11 protein-coding genes are annotated in these 15,739 nt (G+C 54.3%); 2 read left to right on the top strand and 9 right to left on the bottom strand.

Annotated features, from left to right (window positions below):
• Positions 1–54: 54 nt before the first annotated feature.
• The 3 genes from CHH67_RS17920 to xylA all read right to left on the bottom strand — a co-directional run bounded on the left by CHH67_RS17920 (position 55) and on the right by xylA (position 5,654).
• Complete coding sequence (locus tag CHH67_RS17920; RefSeq protein WP_095266572.1) at positions 55–2,397, bottom strand: YcdB/YcdC domain-containing protein; 2,343 nt, start codon at positions 2,395–2,397, stop codon at positions 55–57.
• Between the two features lie 266 nt (positions 2,398–2,663).
• Entirely contained in the window at positions 2,664–4,160 is a 1,497-nt protein-coding gene (xylB, locus tag CHH67_RS17915) for a xylulokinase (protein WP_095266571.1), read from the bottom strand.
• Between the two features lie 180 nt (positions 4,161–4,340).
• A complete protein-coding gene (xylA, locus tag CHH67_RS17910; protein WP_095266570.1) occupies positions 4,341–5,654 on the bottom strand; it encodes a xylose isomerase in 1,314 nt (437 codons plus the stop codon).
• A 240-nt stretch (positions 5,655–5,894) separates the two neighbouring features.
• Between xylA and CHH67_RS17905 the strand changes: the two genes are divergently transcribed.
• Together CHH67_RS17905 and CHH67_RS17900 are read left to right on the top strand one after the other, a co-directional pair.
• Positions 5,895–7,067, top strand: coding sequence for an ROK family protein (locus tag CHH67_RS17905; RefSeq protein ID WP_095266569.1), 1,173 nt, complete (start codon positions 5,895–5,897; stop codon positions 7,065–7,067).
• A 140-nt stretch (positions 7,068–7,207) separates the two neighbouring features.
• On the top strand, positions 7,208–7,411 hold the full coding sequence (locus CHH67_RS17900) for a hypothetical protein (protein WP_095266568.1): 204 nt from the start codon (positions 7,208–7,210) through the stop codon (positions 7,409–7,411).
• A gap of 135 nt (positions 7,412–7,546) precedes the next feature.
• Here CHH67_RS17900 and trxB read toward each other — a convergent pair whose 3' ends face one another.
• The 6 genes from trxB to CHH67_RS25985 all read right to left on the bottom strand — a co-directional run bounded on the left by trxB (position 7,547) and on the right by CHH67_RS25985 (position 15,730).
• Positions 7,547–8,488 carry a thioredoxin-disulfide reductase gene (trxB, locus tag CHH67_RS17895; protein WP_095266567.1) on the bottom strand — a complete coding sequence of 314 codons (942 nt, stop codon included), beginning with the start codon at positions 8,486–8,488 and terminating at the stop codon, positions 7,547–7,549.
• A 293-nt stretch (positions 8,489–8,781) separates the two neighbouring features.
• Positions 8,782–10,788: a heavy metal translocating P-type ATPase gene (locus CHH67_RS17890; protein WP_095266566.1), complete on the bottom strand. Its 2,007-nt coding sequence runs from the start codon at positions 10,786–10,788 to the stop codon at positions 8,782–8,784.
• Positions 10,789–11,227: 439 nt separating this feature from the next.
• A complete protein-coding gene (locus CHH67_RS17885) occupies positions 11,228–12,340 on the bottom strand; it encodes a PEP-utilizing enzyme, TIM barrel domain protein (RefSeq protein ID WP_095266565.1) in 1,113 nt (370 codons plus the stop codon).
• A gap of 273 nt (positions 12,341–12,613) precedes the next feature.
• On the bottom strand, positions 12,614–13,906 hold the full coding sequence (locus CHH67_RS17880; RefSeq protein WP_095266564.1) for a homocysteine synthase: 1,293 nt from the start codon (positions 13,904–13,906) through the stop codon (positions 12,614–12,616).
• Between the two features lie 139 nt (positions 13,907–14,045).
• A complete protein-coding gene (locus CHH67_RS17875; protein ID WP_095266563.1) occupies positions 14,046–14,882 on the bottom strand; it encodes an SDR family NAD(P)-dependent oxidoreductase in 837 nt (278 codons plus the stop codon).
• A gap of 386 nt (positions 14,883–15,268) precedes the next feature.
• Positions 15,269–15,730, bottom strand: coding sequence for a hypothetical protein (locus CHH67_RS25985; protein WP_141235860.1), 462 nt, complete (start codon positions 15,728–15,730; stop codon positions 15,269–15,271).
• Positions 15,731–15,739 lie beyond the last annotated feature (9 nt).

Genomic DNA, 15,739 nt, shown 5'->3' with positions numbered 1-15,739 from the left:
AATTTTGTCGATTTTACACAAAATTAGGCCTCCAGAACCAGAAATGAACACGCATTAATAATAATATCTGCCGCTCAGGAAGCTGTCGCTCTGGCCACCTAGCTTGGATAGACGCACGAGCACTTCCGCCGCCTCTGCCCTTGTCACCTGCCGCTCCGGCATAAACTTCCCGTCCACAGCCGGAAGCAGGCCTAAACGAATAGTGATCGCTGCGGCTCCCTTGTTCTTGATCGATGCGGCATCGGACACGCCAGGCACATCGCTCGGCAGTGTAAATGTCCGGGACAGCTTCTCGTATTTCAAAATGCGCGTTAAGGAGACAGCCAGCTCTTCCCGCGTCAGCGTATGATCCAGTTCTAATACAGTATCCGGGTCGAACGTCAGCCAGTTTTCCCCGAGCAGTACCTGAACCGCCCCATAGTACGGATGGTCCGGCTCAAGTCCGCCATACGGATCCGCAGAGGAACGGGCATAGCTCTGCAGCTCATAAGCCGGATTCAGCGCCCCTGCCAGAAGCTGATACCATTCGCCGAGCGTAATGTCACGGTCAGGGTGCAGTTTGCCGTCCTTATCTGGTTGAAGCACCTGATGCTTCACCAGTTCATTGAGCGCCGCTTCCGAAGGATGGCCGGTTATGTCCGTCACAGACGCAGCGCCTCTGCTCGTCAATTGGGGAGTGATTTCTTTCCATTCACCCGCCTTGGCATCAAGAGGAGTGAGCAACGTTCCTCCGCTCGTCAATGCTTGATTATGCGGATAATACACCAACCGGATCTGATTCTCCACTTCTTTTCCCTGATTGTTGACATACCCGCCGTACAAGGCATACTTCAGCTTCAGCTCAATAGACTGAAGATACTTCTCCTTCGCCTGCTGTGCCGAAATAACCGGTGTTTCATCAGCCGGCAGCTTCGAGAGATCGGCACTCGCATTGAAATTAAAGCCTTGAATCTGTCCTTCACGATCTATAGTTATGCTGAGCGCGTCACCAAATATGAAAATATCTCCGGCATACCGCTGGAAACTGAACTCGTACGTTTCTCCGTTGTTCCCAGGTCCGGTGACACTGGTGAGTTTCCATTCTTCAGCAGCGTTAGGAACGAGCCTCGATACCGTCTCCAGCGCCACCTTCTGGGCCTCTTCACGGGATACCGGATTCGTTATTTGCACAGGCTCCTGATCCGAATATCGGAACACGACATACGAGTAAGAATAAATTTGTCCGGTGCTGGCATCCACCTCTGCCGAGATCCGTGGGCCCATCGGCATGGTGTTATTTCTCCAATACAAATTCCATACGCTTGTATTTCCATCATTCCAGCGTTGGCCGATTGATTTGGAATCCATTTCATAGCCGTCCGGAATGCTGAACCAGCGTTCAACCAACGCGGCTGCCGCCTCCCCGCTTGTGAGCGGGCTGGTCAAAGGGATGAAGGCATCCTTCACTTCCGGAATCGTTTCATCACCCGAGACGAGGTTCTGGTACTCTTCGCCAAAGTAATTCAACGCTTTGCCTGTATCCGCATCCCTCTCGTAACCGGCACTGTCTTCTGGAACATAACCCAAGAAATAGTTACCGCTTCTGTTGTTGTACAGACTTTCCGGGAAATAAGCCAGCCTTACATTAAACTGCTCCTCGTATAGCTTGCGAATGGCGGCTGTGTCCTTCTTCGGTGTCGGAGACGGATAATCGCCCTCGTAAGCATTACGATAATATGTAATGACATTTCCCCAGCCATCCAGCGACATCGTAATGGTATTGGAGTCAGTCTCAATCCCGTTCACGGATGATTTGAAATAAAAGTCATGCTTAGCCGGACTAAACAAAGCCTGATTCATCGAAACATAAGCCTCGTTCAACATCAGATCGTCCGCGTTGATGCTTGGAATGTTCTCTCTGATCCAAGAAAGTGCCTTCAATCTAGCTTCTTCCCTTGTCAGATAAGCCCCTTCCCCCTCATTGCTCAGCAGATTGAGCGGGAAATAGACCTGGAGCGGCTCGCCCGTTACGGCGCTGACCCGAACGCTGAACGAATGCACCGAATTGCCTCGGGCCACGCTAAGCTGGAGATCCCAGGACTTCTCTTTGTTTCTGTCTGAATCGATAAACTGGGCACCGGTGACTTTCACCCCCTTAAATGCAGGAAACAGCTTTTTGATCACCTTTTCTGCTTGCTCAGATGATATTTTGGCCCCTTCCGGAATATCGCTGTTCGTAGCATTTACGGTAATGGCAGTACCAGCAGTATTACTCGAACTTACGCTAGTTTCGGTTACTTCCCTGGTCACGGTGGTGCTTATTGTGTCAGCCCAGGCGGGCTGAGCCATCAGAAGCATGGCAGTCACGGCACATACCGTCTTCTTCCCCGGAACCTTCCTCGCGGTAAACAACTTCATTCATTTCCTCTCCCTTCAGGACATTAAAGCTGATTGCACTTAACTAGCCTGATGACGGAACTTACCTATGTAGAGTCGAAACACAATCACTTTAAATAATACCATAACTTGTCTGTTATTTCTTATGTGCATCAAACCTAATCCATCACTAATTTGGGTAACATTGGATGCATAGTGCCAATAAAAAGCCGAAGACAAGCACTCGGCTTGTCTTCGGCTGAATGGTGCAATATGAGGCTGTCCATGCCCCGTCCAATGCGTCCGCTCTATCCGCGAAACGGAGACAGCTGCTCGCTCAGTTCACGCGTGGCGCCATAGACGCTGCGGTACAGCTTATACAGCTGTTCATACTGCTGCGCCGTCTCCGGATTCGGCGAATAGGAACGCGAGGCGCGCAGGAAGGCCTGGGCGCATTCTTGCAGACTCGGGAACCAGCCGCAGCCGTAGGCTGCCAGCATGGCCGCGCCCATCGCCGGCCCCTGCTCGCTCTCCAGCTTCACAATCTCGGCGTTGAATACATCCGCCTGCATCTGGAGCCAGGTCTCATTCTTGGCACCGCCGCCAATGGAGATGACCTTGTCGATCTTTTTCCCGGAATCACGCAGAATGTCGATTGATTCTCTCAGCGAGAACGTAATCCCTTCCAGGACGGAGCGGGCGAAGTGGGTCAGGCTATGTACTGCATCCATGCCGATAAAGCTGCCGCGAATGCTGGAATCCGGATGAGGCGTACGTTCTCCGACGATATAAGGCGTGAACAGCAGGCCGCCGCTTCCCGCCGGGATGTCCGCAATGCCGGACAGCAGCTCATCAAAGGAGACCTCCGGTGCGAACGTATCCTTGAACCAGGTCAGGCTGTAGCCTGCCGCCAGCGTAACGCCCATAATATAGTAAGCATCCTTCTCACCATGATTGAAGAAATGCACTTTCCCTTCAAAATCGAGCGACTTCCGCTCCTCATAGGACAGCACCACCCCCGACGTGCCGATGCTGCACATCGTCTGTCCTTCTTCAAGAATGCCTGCTCCGATCGCGCCGCAGGCATTGTCCGCCCCGCCGGCAAATACCTTCGTCTCCGCAAGAAGTCCAGCTTGCTCGGCAACGGCTGGCAGCAGCGTACCGCACTGATCGAAGGATTCCACGAGCGGCGGACAGAGCGATGCCGGCAGATCAAAGGCCGCCAGAATGTCCTGGCTCCACGCCTTCCCGGCCACATCCAGCAGCAGCGTTCCTGCCGCATCGGAGTAGTCCATCGCATACTCCCCGGTCAGGCGGTAGCGCACATAGTCCTTAGGCAGAAGGAATAAAGCCGCTTGCTCCAGCACTTCCGGTTCATGCTCCTGCACCCACAATATTTTCGGAAGAGTGAAGCCTTCAAGCGCCCGGTTGCGGGCAATGCCCAGCAGCTTCTCCTGCAGCGTCTCCTCAATGCGGCGACACTGCGGTGTCGTGCGGGTATCATTCCACAGGATGGCCGGACGAAGCGCGTTGCCGTTCTGATCGACCAGCACCAACCCGTGCATCTGTCCCGAGAAACTGAGACCTTCCACATCTCCCTTGTTGATGCGGTTGTCTTCCATTAGACGGCGCAAGGATACGATCGTTTTCTCCACCCAATCCTCCGGCCGCTGTTCACTGTATCCCGGCTTCGGCTGGCTAAGCGGATAGGATTCCGAATGCTCGGCCACCACCTTCCCGCTCCGGTCGACGAGGACGGTCTTTACCGCGCTGGTGCCAAGATCCACTCCGATTACATAACTCATGTTCATCCCCCTTAACTTGAATGGTCACGCCTGGAATAGGGCGACAGGTTTCCTGAGTCTTTCCATTGTGAAATAACTTCACCGGCTTCCTTGATGGGAGCCGGTGAAGGATGATCTGCGTATAACGGCAGCTCTGTTCGGTTCGTTGATTGCAGTATGCCTGCTATGAGGCGTCTTCGATTAGTCAGCCAGAATATACTGGTTCAGGATCGCTTTCAGCATTTCCTGACGACCGGATTCGTTTTTGCGAGGGGACTCGTTATTAAGTGCGTATTCAGCCAAGGAAGCCAGCGTCGCTTTACCGGCTACAACATCTGCACCGATGCCTTCCTTGAAGCTGCTGTAGCGCTTCTCGATGAAGTCCTCGAACACGCGGTCCTCAATCAGCTTGGCTGCAACTTTCAGTCCCTTAGCATACGTATCCATACCTGCGATGTGCGCAAGCACCAGATCCTCAGGCTCGAAGGACGGACGGCGAACCTTCGCGTCGAAGTTGACCCCGCCGCGGCCAAGGCCACCGTTCATCAGCACTTCGTACAGCGTCAGTGTCGCATCGTAAATGTTAACCGGGAATTCGTCGGTATCCCAGCCGATCAGCATGTCGCCTTGGTTCGCATCCAAGGAGCCCAGCATGCCGTTGATGCGGGCAACGCGAAGCTCATGCTCAAACGTATGACCAGCCAGAGTGGCATGGTTCGCTTCCAGGTTCAGCTTGAAGTGTTTGTCCAGGCCGTATTTTTGCAGGAATGCGATCGTGGTTGCTGCATCGAAGTCGTATTGGTGCTTGGTAGGCTCCTTCGGCTTCGGCTCGATCAGGAACTGTGCGTCAAATCCGATTTCCTTAGCGTAGTCAACAGCCATATGGAACAGACGCGCCAGGTTGTCCAGCTCCAGTCCCATGTCGGTGTTCAGCAGCGTTTCATAGCCTTCACGGCCTCCCCAGAACACGTAGTTCTCTGCGCCGAGGCGTTTGCCGACTTCAAGGCCCTTCTTGATCTGCGCAGCAGCATGCGCGTAGACGTCTGCATTGCAGGTGGTGCCTGCACCATGCATGTAGCGTGGGTTCGTGAACATGTTGGCTGTGTTCCACAGCAGTTTTTTGCCGGTCGATTTCATGTTCTGCTCAATCTGATCCACAATCGTGTCGATGTTCTGGTAGAACTCACGCAGGCTGTTGCCTTCCGGTGCAATGTCCACATCGTGGAAGCAGAAGTACGGCAGGTTCAGCTTCTCCATGAATTCAAAGCCGGCTTCAACGCGGGCTTTCGCCAGATCCATGCCGGAGTAGCTGTCCCAAGGACGAACAGCGGTATCAGCGCCAAACGGATCGGATCCGCCAGCAGTCAGTGTATGCCAATAAGCCATAGCGAAGCGAAGATGCTCCTCCATCGTTTTGCCTGCTACAACCTCTGTCGGGTTATAAAATTTAAATGCGTACGGGTTGGTTGATTTGCTTCCTTCGAATTCGACCTTGCCAACGTTAAAATAAGCCATGTATAAAGCCCTCCTATAACCTTGTTAGGGTGTGTCGTTAACGCTTACAAGGCTATCCTAACACACTCTCCCAACTTTGTCTATTGGTTAAACAAAGTTGTTTTTGGAATCTGTATTTTCAGAAAAACCGTCTGCGTCGGCGCGGCCCATCGCTGTGTTTCGATGTTGCAATTTCCTTCTTTTCCGCCTAGACTATGAGCATATCAAGAAGCACTTGAAGCGGGCCAAAGGATGAAGAACATGACAACTATTACAGGCGACCAGGCTCTGGTCAAAAGAATAAATACTTCCCTGATTCTCGATACGATCCGCCGCCATGCCCCTATCTCACGCGCCAGCGTGTCCGAGCTTACCGGCTTGAACAAAGCGACGGTATCCAATCTGGTGCAGGAGCTGCTGAACAATCATCTCGTTCAGGAAAGCGGTCCCGGAGCGTCCAGCGGCGGCCGCAAGCCGAGGCTCCTCCTCTTTAACGGACAAGCCGGTTACGCCATCGGATTGGAGCTGCGTGTCCAGCAGATGACCGCGGTGCTCACCGATCTTGCAGGGCGCATCGTGGCCGAGGATGAATGCCCCCTGGAGCAGCATGACACGGATTCGGTGACGGCGGGCATGGTCGCGATTGTTCGCAGACTGATGCAGTTAGCGCCGCAGTCCCCGCACGGCATCGTCGGCATCGGCGCAGGCGTTCCCGGCATGGTTGACGGCAGCGGCACCGTGCTGTTTGCCCCCAATCTGGGCTGGGAGATGGTGCCTCTGAGCCAGCTTCTGGAGGAGGAGCTCGGCCTCCCGGTCACGATTGACAATGAAGCCAATGCCGGCGCGCAGGGCGAGCTTCGCTTCGGCGCCGGAAGAGATGCCAGCCATCTGCTCTACATCAGTGCCGGCAGCGGGATTGGCTCGGGCATCATTATCAATGGCGAGCTGTACAAGGGCGCCCGGGGATATGCCGGGGAAAGCGGCCATATGACGATTGAGTCCGAAGGGCGCAGCTGCTCCTGCGGGAACCGCGGCTGCTGGGAGTTGTACGCCTCCGAGAAGTCTTATGACAACGAGGAATTTGCCCTGCCATCCAAGCGAACCTCCGAACTGATCAGCTATGCACGGCAGGGGCATGAAGGTACAATTCGTCATTTTTACAAGCTGGGGCACTATCTTGGGGTTGGCATTACCAATCTCGTGAACGGCTTTAACCCGCAATCGGTCATTATCGGCGGCCCGCTCTCGGATGCCAGGGCATGGCTGGAGGATACGATGCAGCAGGTTGTCGCCCAGCGGACACTGCCCTATCACCGCGAACGGATGGAGATTCGCTTTGCCGAGCTTGGCAGCCGCTCTACTGTCATCGGTGCGGCGTATTCCGCCATCTCCCAGTTCCTTGGCCCCGTGCGTGTGTCCATGCCGATGAATTGACGCATAATTGACGCATTTTACATCGAATCATATGAAGAAAATTACAGCGTTTTCAGATATAATAAAAAACATCTGGTTCATTATTGTCACTGTTCAGATCTGAATGGTGCAATCGCTTGAGGAGAGAGAGGGAGCACTTCATGACCTATGTCAATACCTCGGATATTTCACCGCAGATGTTCGTAACCGTGCTGCTGTTTCTTCTGGTGATCGCCCCGATGTTCAGCCTCGGCATTCTGCGGCTGTTCCAGGGCAAGAAGAAAGCAGGTTTGCTGCTGATGGCCTCCGGTGTAGGCGTATATGTAGTTTTTCAGCTGATCATGAGCCTCTTCTTTGAACATTGACCCTAGCGTCAATGCAATGTGGCAGCGTGATGGCGCTGAAAGCTGCTTTTGTTCCGCATGGATGCGCGATAATGCGAACATCCTGACAAAAAAACGGCCGTTCGTGTTCAACACGAATGACCGTTTTTTTGTCGTTTATGCCATCGAGACGCTGTGCTCGATGCTTTCTATATATTTCTCGCAGTCCATCGCTGCCATGCAGCCGCTGCCCGCTGCTGTAATCGCTTGTCTGTAACGGCTGTCCTGCACATCTCCGCAGGCAAACACGCCAGGGATGTTCGTCTCGGAAGTGCCTGGGGTTGTAACAATATACCCGTTCGCATCCGTTGTGATCTGGCCGTTCAGGAATGCGGTATTCGGCTGGTGACCGATGGCCACGAAGACGCCGCTGGCTTCAATCGTCTCGATCTCGCCGGTCGCGTTGTTCAGCACTTGGATCCCCTTCACGCCGGTCTCATCCGCCACAACTTCCTGCGGTGTCCGGTTCAGCGCCCATTCGATCTTCTCATTGGCACGAGCGCGATCCTGCATAATCTTGGACGCTCTAAGCTCGTCGCGACGATGCACAATCGTTACCTTGGACGCAAAGCGAGTGAGGAAATTTGCTTCCTCCAGCGCCGAATCGCCTCCGCCCACCACGACGATCTCTTTCCCCCGGAAAAAGAAGCCGTCGCAAGTTGCACAGGTGCTGACCCCGCGGCCTACGTTGACCTCCTCGCCAGGAATGCCAAGGTACTTGGCCGTGGCTCCGGTGGACAGAATCAGCGTTTCCGTCACCACCTCACCGATGCCCTCCACGTTCAGCTTGAACGGCCGGTTCCCCAGCTCCACACTGTTCACCCAGCCTGTGCGGAACTCAGCTCCGAAGCGCTCCGCCTGCTTGCGCATATTGTCCATCAGCTCCGGGCCTTGGATGCCTTCAGGAAATCCCGGAAAGTTCTCGACCTCTGTTGTCGTTGTCAGCTGTCCTCCGGGCTGCGGCCCTTCGATCACAAGCGGGCTCAGATTGGCCCGGGCCAAATAGATCGCTGCAGTCAGGCCGGCGGGCCCAGTGCCTATAATAACGGATTTATACATGTGGCTCCCTCCTATGAAACAACATCGTATTTATGGATATGATGATTGAAATTATGATCTCTTAAATCCATTATACTCTATTATTGGCATATCCGGACTTCAGCCACCGTGTGATTTTGATGAAGATTGCAAGCGGTTCGTGTTCAAGTCCTATTCAGATTTAAAAGCTCCTCCCTGCTCTGAAAGAGCCAGGAAGGAGCTTGTCGTGCAATTCATCACTATGTGCGCCCTAGGCCAATCTGATCCGTCCAGACTACCTGGGCAAGTACCGATTCCTCACCCCTGGCTCGCGGTTATGCGTTCGACCGGAGCAGTCGCAGCCCGTTTAGAATCACAAGAATCGTGCTGCCTTCATGACCGATCACCCCTAACGGCAAAGCGACGCCCTCCAGGAAATTGGCCACAATCAGCGTCAAAATGACCGCAATCGCAAACACCATATTCTGCTTTACAATCCGCTGTGCTTTACGTGCCAATCTGACCGTACCCGCGATTTCATCAATGTTGTCATTCATGAGCACGGCATCAGCCACCTCAAGCGCCGTCTCACTGCCGGTGCCTCCCATGCCGATTCCGACCGTAGCTGTTGCCAGGGCAGGAGCATCATTCACGCCATCGCCCACCATCACGACATGCCCGTACTGCTCCCGCAGCGCCTTCACATGCTTCACCTTGTCTTCGGGCAGCAGATCGGAGAACACCATGTCCACCCCGGTCTGTCTTGCAATCACCTCTGCGGTCGCCTTCCGGTCGCCTGTCAGCATCGCTACCTGGATGCCAAGCTGCTGCAGCCGCCGAACCGCCTTGGCCGCCTGAGGCCGCACCGCATCCTGTAGTGCCAGCATGCCGACCACCCGCTCATTGTGCAGCACGACCGAGACCGTCTTGCCTTCTGCCTCCAGCCTGGAGCGCAGAGCCAGCCAGTCCGCAGCCGCCGGACTGTTCACGGAATCGTCGCCCACCGGCGCTTGCTGGCATGCCGGATCGTCCAGCACGTCGCTTTTTCCGATTTTCCAGCTGTCGCCGTCCAGTTCAGCCTGCATCCCCCATCCGGTCAAGGCCTGGGCGTTCTCTGCCTCACGCAGCTGAAGCTTCTCCTCCTCCGCCTTGCGGACAACCGCAAGCGCAAGCGGGTGCTTTGACACCTTCTCGATGGAAGCGCAGATGCGGAGCAGCTCGCTCCGGTCCCATCCTTCGGCTGCAATGAAATCCGTAACGACCGGGGTGCCGAGCGTTAGCGTGCCTGTTTTGTCAAAAGCGACGACCGCTGCCTTCGCCATATTCTCCACATGTGCCCCACCCTTGAACAGCACGCCCTTGCGGGCCCGGTTCGATATCGCCGACAGCATCGCCGGCATGATCGAGGATACGAGCGCACACGGCGAAGCGACCACGAGAAACACCATCGCTTTATAAAAGGTGGTATCCCAGTCCCAGCCCAGCACCGGCGGCGCCAAACCGATAATAATCACCGTTACAGCAACGACGACACGGGCATATATCGATTCAAACCGCTTGATAAACCGCTGCGACTCCGGAACCTCGTTCTCCGCTTCCTCCACCAGCTTGACGATTTTGGCGAACAGGGTGGACTCCGCCGATTTGGTCACCTCGATGTAGAGCACGCCCTCCCCGTTCAGCGTTCCGGCAAAAACATCATCCCCAACGGCCTTGTCAACAGGGACAGACTCCCCCGTGATGGAAGACTGGTTGACTGCCGAAGCGCCCCGATAAACTGTACCGTCGGCGGGAATCAGCTCCCCCGGCTTCACCAGAATCAGATCTCCGATCTCCAGCTTGCTGATGGATACCGCAACCATCTCACCGCCTTCAATCCGCAGCGCCGTCTCAGGCTGAAGCTCCATCAGCGACGAGATGTCCTTGCGGCTTCGTTCCATCGTATAGCTTTCCAGCGCCCCGCTGAGAGCAAAAATAAAGATCAGCATCGCGCCTTCATTCCAGTAGCCAATCGAGGCCGCCCCTAATGCCGCTGCGATCATCAGCAGATTCACGTCCAGATCGCGTTCCTTCAGAAGGGTCTCGATCCCCTCTTTGGCTTTGACCCAGCCGCCGATGCCGTACGAGATGATGTACAGCACCACCGACAACGGTTCAGACCAGATGCTGGTCAGCCAAGCGGCCAGCATAAGAACACCGCTTCCGAGCGCGGCAAGCACCTCGGAATGGCTGAGCAGGCTGCGCACATCCCATTTCCCCGGCTGCCGTGGTCCGCCTGAATTTGCTCCTTGATCTACGGACGATATCGTCCCTGTCGTTCTCTGATTTTCTATCCACTCCATATTCAATCACCTTCCTACTGAGAATGAAATCCATTATTAACACCCTTAAAATGGCACATGCTGCCCCGGCTAGGCCGGAGCAGCATGTTTAATGAGAATGATAATCATTTTTGCTATAAACCAAATTATTTTCCTTCGAGCAACTTTATAGTTATATCATACTCCGTAGCCGCCGATTTGTAAACGAGATTTAGGGAAATTTTGCATCAAAAAAAGCGGCCCTTTCCGGTCGCTTGTCATAAGCCTACTCCCTTGTCCCATTCATCCCATATGCAGCAATGCCGGTACCTACATCAAAGGGCCGCCGAAACCGGCAGCCCTGTTCTCACTCAAACAGTCACTCTTATGGAAGGAAACCCCTTTCATCTTTCAGATCCTCCGAGCCCTGTTCTCCCAGCATAAATGCAGAATCCGTTCCTAGCTACTCCTACCATCCACGCTACTCGGTCCAGGGCAGACTTCGTCTTCGAAGCTCCAGCCTCGCTCCCGTCAATCTGACAGCGGCCAGATGGCGCGAGGCACAGCTTACCTCCTGGGCCCCCAGCTTATAAGCATACCGAAGATCGGAAGCATCGACGCCGTTCACCCGAATCGGCAGCTCCGGCTTTATGGTGCGAATACGGGATATCGCCGCAGCGAAAGAAGCCTGAAGCTCTTTTCGCTCCTCCTCGGACCAATAGGAGAATCGCTGCGCCTCCAGATCCAGCACGATCATATCAGCAATGCGGGCAACATCGGCGGCCGCTTCCGGATCAGATCCCTCCCCGAACAGCACGCCCATTCGAAATCGGACGGACCTCCCCGCCTCTCCAAGCGTTTGTCTGGCTACCTCCTCAACAAAATCTTGGACGGACCGGAACACCTCCGCATCGTCAGGCTCCATGATCAGCAGTTCCGGCTGGCAGTCGATGCCGGCCTGCCAGCACTGCTCCACTGCCCGAAAGATCGACTCCAGCTGCGCATCAAGCACATCCCGGCCTTTCCCCCGGAAACCGGTCATATAACATTCCTGAACCAGACTTATTGCACAAGGAGCATCACCCGCAGCCTGCAGCACGGATACCCAATAGGCCGTCCACAGCCAAATAAATCTGCGCCGGTAAAACTCCGCCCTTGATTCTTCACGGGCGGTCAGCCACGCACTGAATACCTCGCGCAGCACCCCGGCCGTTTCCAGTGCCGCTTCGCCCCGGACAAGTCCTACCCCTTGAGCTCCAAGCCGCAAGTCCTCCCTGATCTGTTCCGCACAGGCAGCACAGCTTAATACTTTAAGATGTCGGTTAAGATCACTCCAGCCGAGAAGACGGGTTAGAGAAGGACTGACTTCACCTGCATGAACGGCTCCCGTCACTCGGAGCGCCTCCTCTATATCCTCAGGCGCAGCCAGCATCAGGAGCACCTCCTCATGGGTGATGCCTCCTGCCGCCCTGAACGAGTTCAACACATCCGTTTCCGGTGACGCTCCAGCCCGCGCACGATTCCCGGCCCTTTCCCCCACCCCATATAAGCGCTCTCCCAATTCACGGCTACTGTCCCATTGCCTTTCCGTCATCGTAATTGTTCTACCCCTCTTCCCTTGAATTGGATGTTATCGCCTCCTTTACAGACTATTATGAAACAATTGGAAATATACAGCAGAGTGACCGGAAGGATGCACATAAACGCAGCGGTGCCAGTACGCTTTCCTGCGCATGAAAAAAGGCCGAGGACCTCGCTCTCTCCGAGCGCGTCTTCGACCTGCTTTGTATGATGAATTGTGAGATAATAACCGCTTACGAGCTGACTATCCGGACCGATGCGCCACCGTTGCCATTAAATCGGCTCTTCACGCCTGACTGGCAGCAATCGCCTGCTCCAGATCGTAAAGAATGTCATCAATGGATTCTGTTCCGATGGACAGACGAATCAGTTCCGGGTTGACGCCGGCAGACTGCTGCTCTTCCTCGGTCAGCTGCTGGTGTGTTGTGCTGGCCGGATGGATGATCAGCGATTTGGAATCACCGACGTTGGCCAGATGGGAGAACAGCTTCACGTTCTCAATCACCTTACGGCCGGCCGCTGCCCCGCCCCGAATGCCGAAGGTCAGAATCGCCCCCTGCCCTTTCGGCAAGTATTTCTGAGCCAGCGCATAAGAAGGGTGACTTGGCAGTCCTGCATAGCTGACCCACTCCACCGCTTCATGCCCTTCCAGATATTGCGCCACCTTCAGCGCATTCTCGCTATGGCGCTCCACCCGCAGATGGAGTGTCTCCAGACCTTGCAGGAGAAGCCAGGCATTGAATGGGGAAAGAGATGCCCCTATATCCCGAAGCAGCTGTACCCTAGCCTTGATAATATAAGCAATCGGCCCCAGCGCTTCCGTGTACACCAGTCCGTGATAGCTCGGATCAGGCTCAGTCAGACCCGGGAACCGGCCGCTGGCCTTCCAGTCAAATTTGCCGCTGTCCACAATGACCCCGCCGATCGACGTTCCATGGCCGCCAATAAATTTGGTCGCTGAATGCACAACGATATCCGCGCCATATTCGATCGGACGCAGCAGATAAGGGCTAGGGAATGTATTGTCCACAATAAGCGGAACGCCGGCCTCGTGCGCAATGCTCGCAACAGCTTCGACATCAAGCACATTGCCTTGCGGGTTGCCAATCGTCTCGGCGAACACCGCTTTCGTGTTGGCGTTGATCGCTTGCTTGAAATTGTCCGGATTCGTAGAATCTACAAAATGAACCTTGATCCCCAGCTTTGCCAGTGTCGTCGAAAACAGATTGTACGTGCCGCCATACAAACTGGAGGAAGAGACAATCTCATCACCCGCACCTGCGATGTTCAGAATGGCAAACGTGATGGCTGCCTGCCCGGAAGAGGTCGCCAGCGCTGCGGCGCCGCCTTCAAGCGCGGCAATTCGCTTCTCGAATACATCCGTCGTCGGATTCATGATCCGGGTGTAGATGTTGCCGAACTCCTTCAGTGCAAACAAGTTCGCCGCATGATCGCTGTCCTTGAAACCGTACGATGTTGTCTGGTACAGAGGCACTGCCCGGGACAATGTAGTGGGGTCGAGCTCCTGACCCGCGTGAACCGCTAATGTTTCAATCGAAAATTGACGCTCTTCTGACATTCTTGCTTCCTCCCTTTTCTTTGTATGGAAAATGGTACGCCCATGATTTCCATCATTCTCTCATACTTTCCACCATTTGAAAAGAGGTATTACCAACTAAATTTATCGGAATACATAATCCCGATTGATATTCCCTTCATCAAGCCCGGTCCCCGTCGCTTGTCGGCGTCATTTCGCCCCAGCCGTATCCGGCTTCCGGCGACGTGTCTTCAGGCATACCCGGGAGAATGAGTCCCCCGTCAATTCGCAGGTTGATGCCTGTAATATAGGATGCTGCATCCGAGGAAAGCCACGCGATCGCTTCGCCGATATCGGACGGCGTTCCGAGTCGGCCGAGCGGAATTTTGCTCCCGAGCGGCTCCTCCTCAGCAGATTGCTCCAGCTTATGGACCGTCGCCCCCGGCGCCACACAGTTCACCCGAATGCCGTGCGGTGCCCATTCCAGCGCCAGCGACTGGGCCGCGCGGATCAGCGCTGCTTTCATGCCCCCATAGATGCTGTCCTTCGGATACGCCCGCTCGCCGCGGGACGACGTTATGAAGATGATGTTCCCCGGAATGTCGCGAGCAATCATCTCGGCCGCGGCATATTTGCTCAGCAGCATCGGCGCCCGGAAATCGAGGTTAACCTGCATATCGACATCCTCTTCATCCATCTCGGTAAGCGGCTTATGAATCCCGACGCCCGCGTTATTGACAACGAGGTCGATGCGGTCAAACGCCTCCACCGTCTTGCGGATGGTATTCTCGGCCTCGCTCCGGACGGTAAGGTCGCTCTGAATGATGAGCGGCTCCTTGCCGTAAATATGTCGAATGTCCTCGGCCACGTCCACAATCCCGTCTTTACTGGAATTATAAGTCATCGCCAGCCGATATCCTTTTTCCGCCAATATCTTGACAATGCCCCTGCCGATCCCTGCACCTGCTCCCGTGACCAGCGCCACCTTCTCAGTGCCTTGCGCTCCTGCGGTTCCCATAACGAATCCGCTCCTTTCCCGATAGTTTACAGCCTATCGCCATGCGCCGCACCCGCCCGGATGCGCACACCGCGCTACCATTCCTTACCCGGTTCGCCGTGGGATGACTTCGCTTCTTACGAAAAGGATTGGAAACTGAGTGCGATCGCACGCAAATGCATAGAAGCCAATGTTGTATGAAAATGAGGGGCTTATGGCGATGATTTTAACGATAGGCGTTGCTTGCATCCAGTTCACCGTATTCCTGATAGAAGATTACAAGAACGGTTGAACACCTGCCATTTGCAACCTTGCGCTTCTAAAATACTCAGCAGATACAAACAAATATAAAAAGGCTGTCGAGACCTTCTCGACAGCCTTGGGAGCCCAAAGACTTCTTTATACGTTTAGTTACTTCTCCAGTCTCCAGTAATCGGAACTGGCCCCTGAAATAAACCTGTGCTAAATTGCAACCATACGGTGGATCCAGCTTGATGAGGGCTATTCAAAGCATATGTATTGCTAGATGTTACACCGTATCTCCAACTTCCATTTGTCGAGCTAGACTCAGTTCGCACATCCAACGATGCTCCACCGGTAGAATGTATACGCAAACCAGCATCTGCAAATGCGTTTGTTTTGGTCTGTGAGGGTGTTTCTCCTCTGGAATCATTAACATTATTTCCTGGTACAGTTAAAGCGAAGGACTGCCAAGTAGTTCCAAACGGTTCAACATTGAAGTCATCCAAGTTAGTATCAGCAAGAGCTACTGAAATACCACTTGTTAACAGTAGTGTGGCTGTGATAGACCCAACCAAAATCTTTTTCCTAAACATATCATTCCCTCCTCTTTTTTTGTTTTCATCCATAATTATACA

The organism is Paenibacillus campinasensis, assembly GCF_002272015.1.
GTDB lineage: Bacteria > Bacillota > Bacilli > Paenibacillales > Paenibacillaceae > Paenibacillus_AQ > Paenibacillus_AQ campinasensis.
Note: the sequence above shows the minus strand (reverse complement) of the source record. Positions and strands in the feature narration are given on the sequence as shown.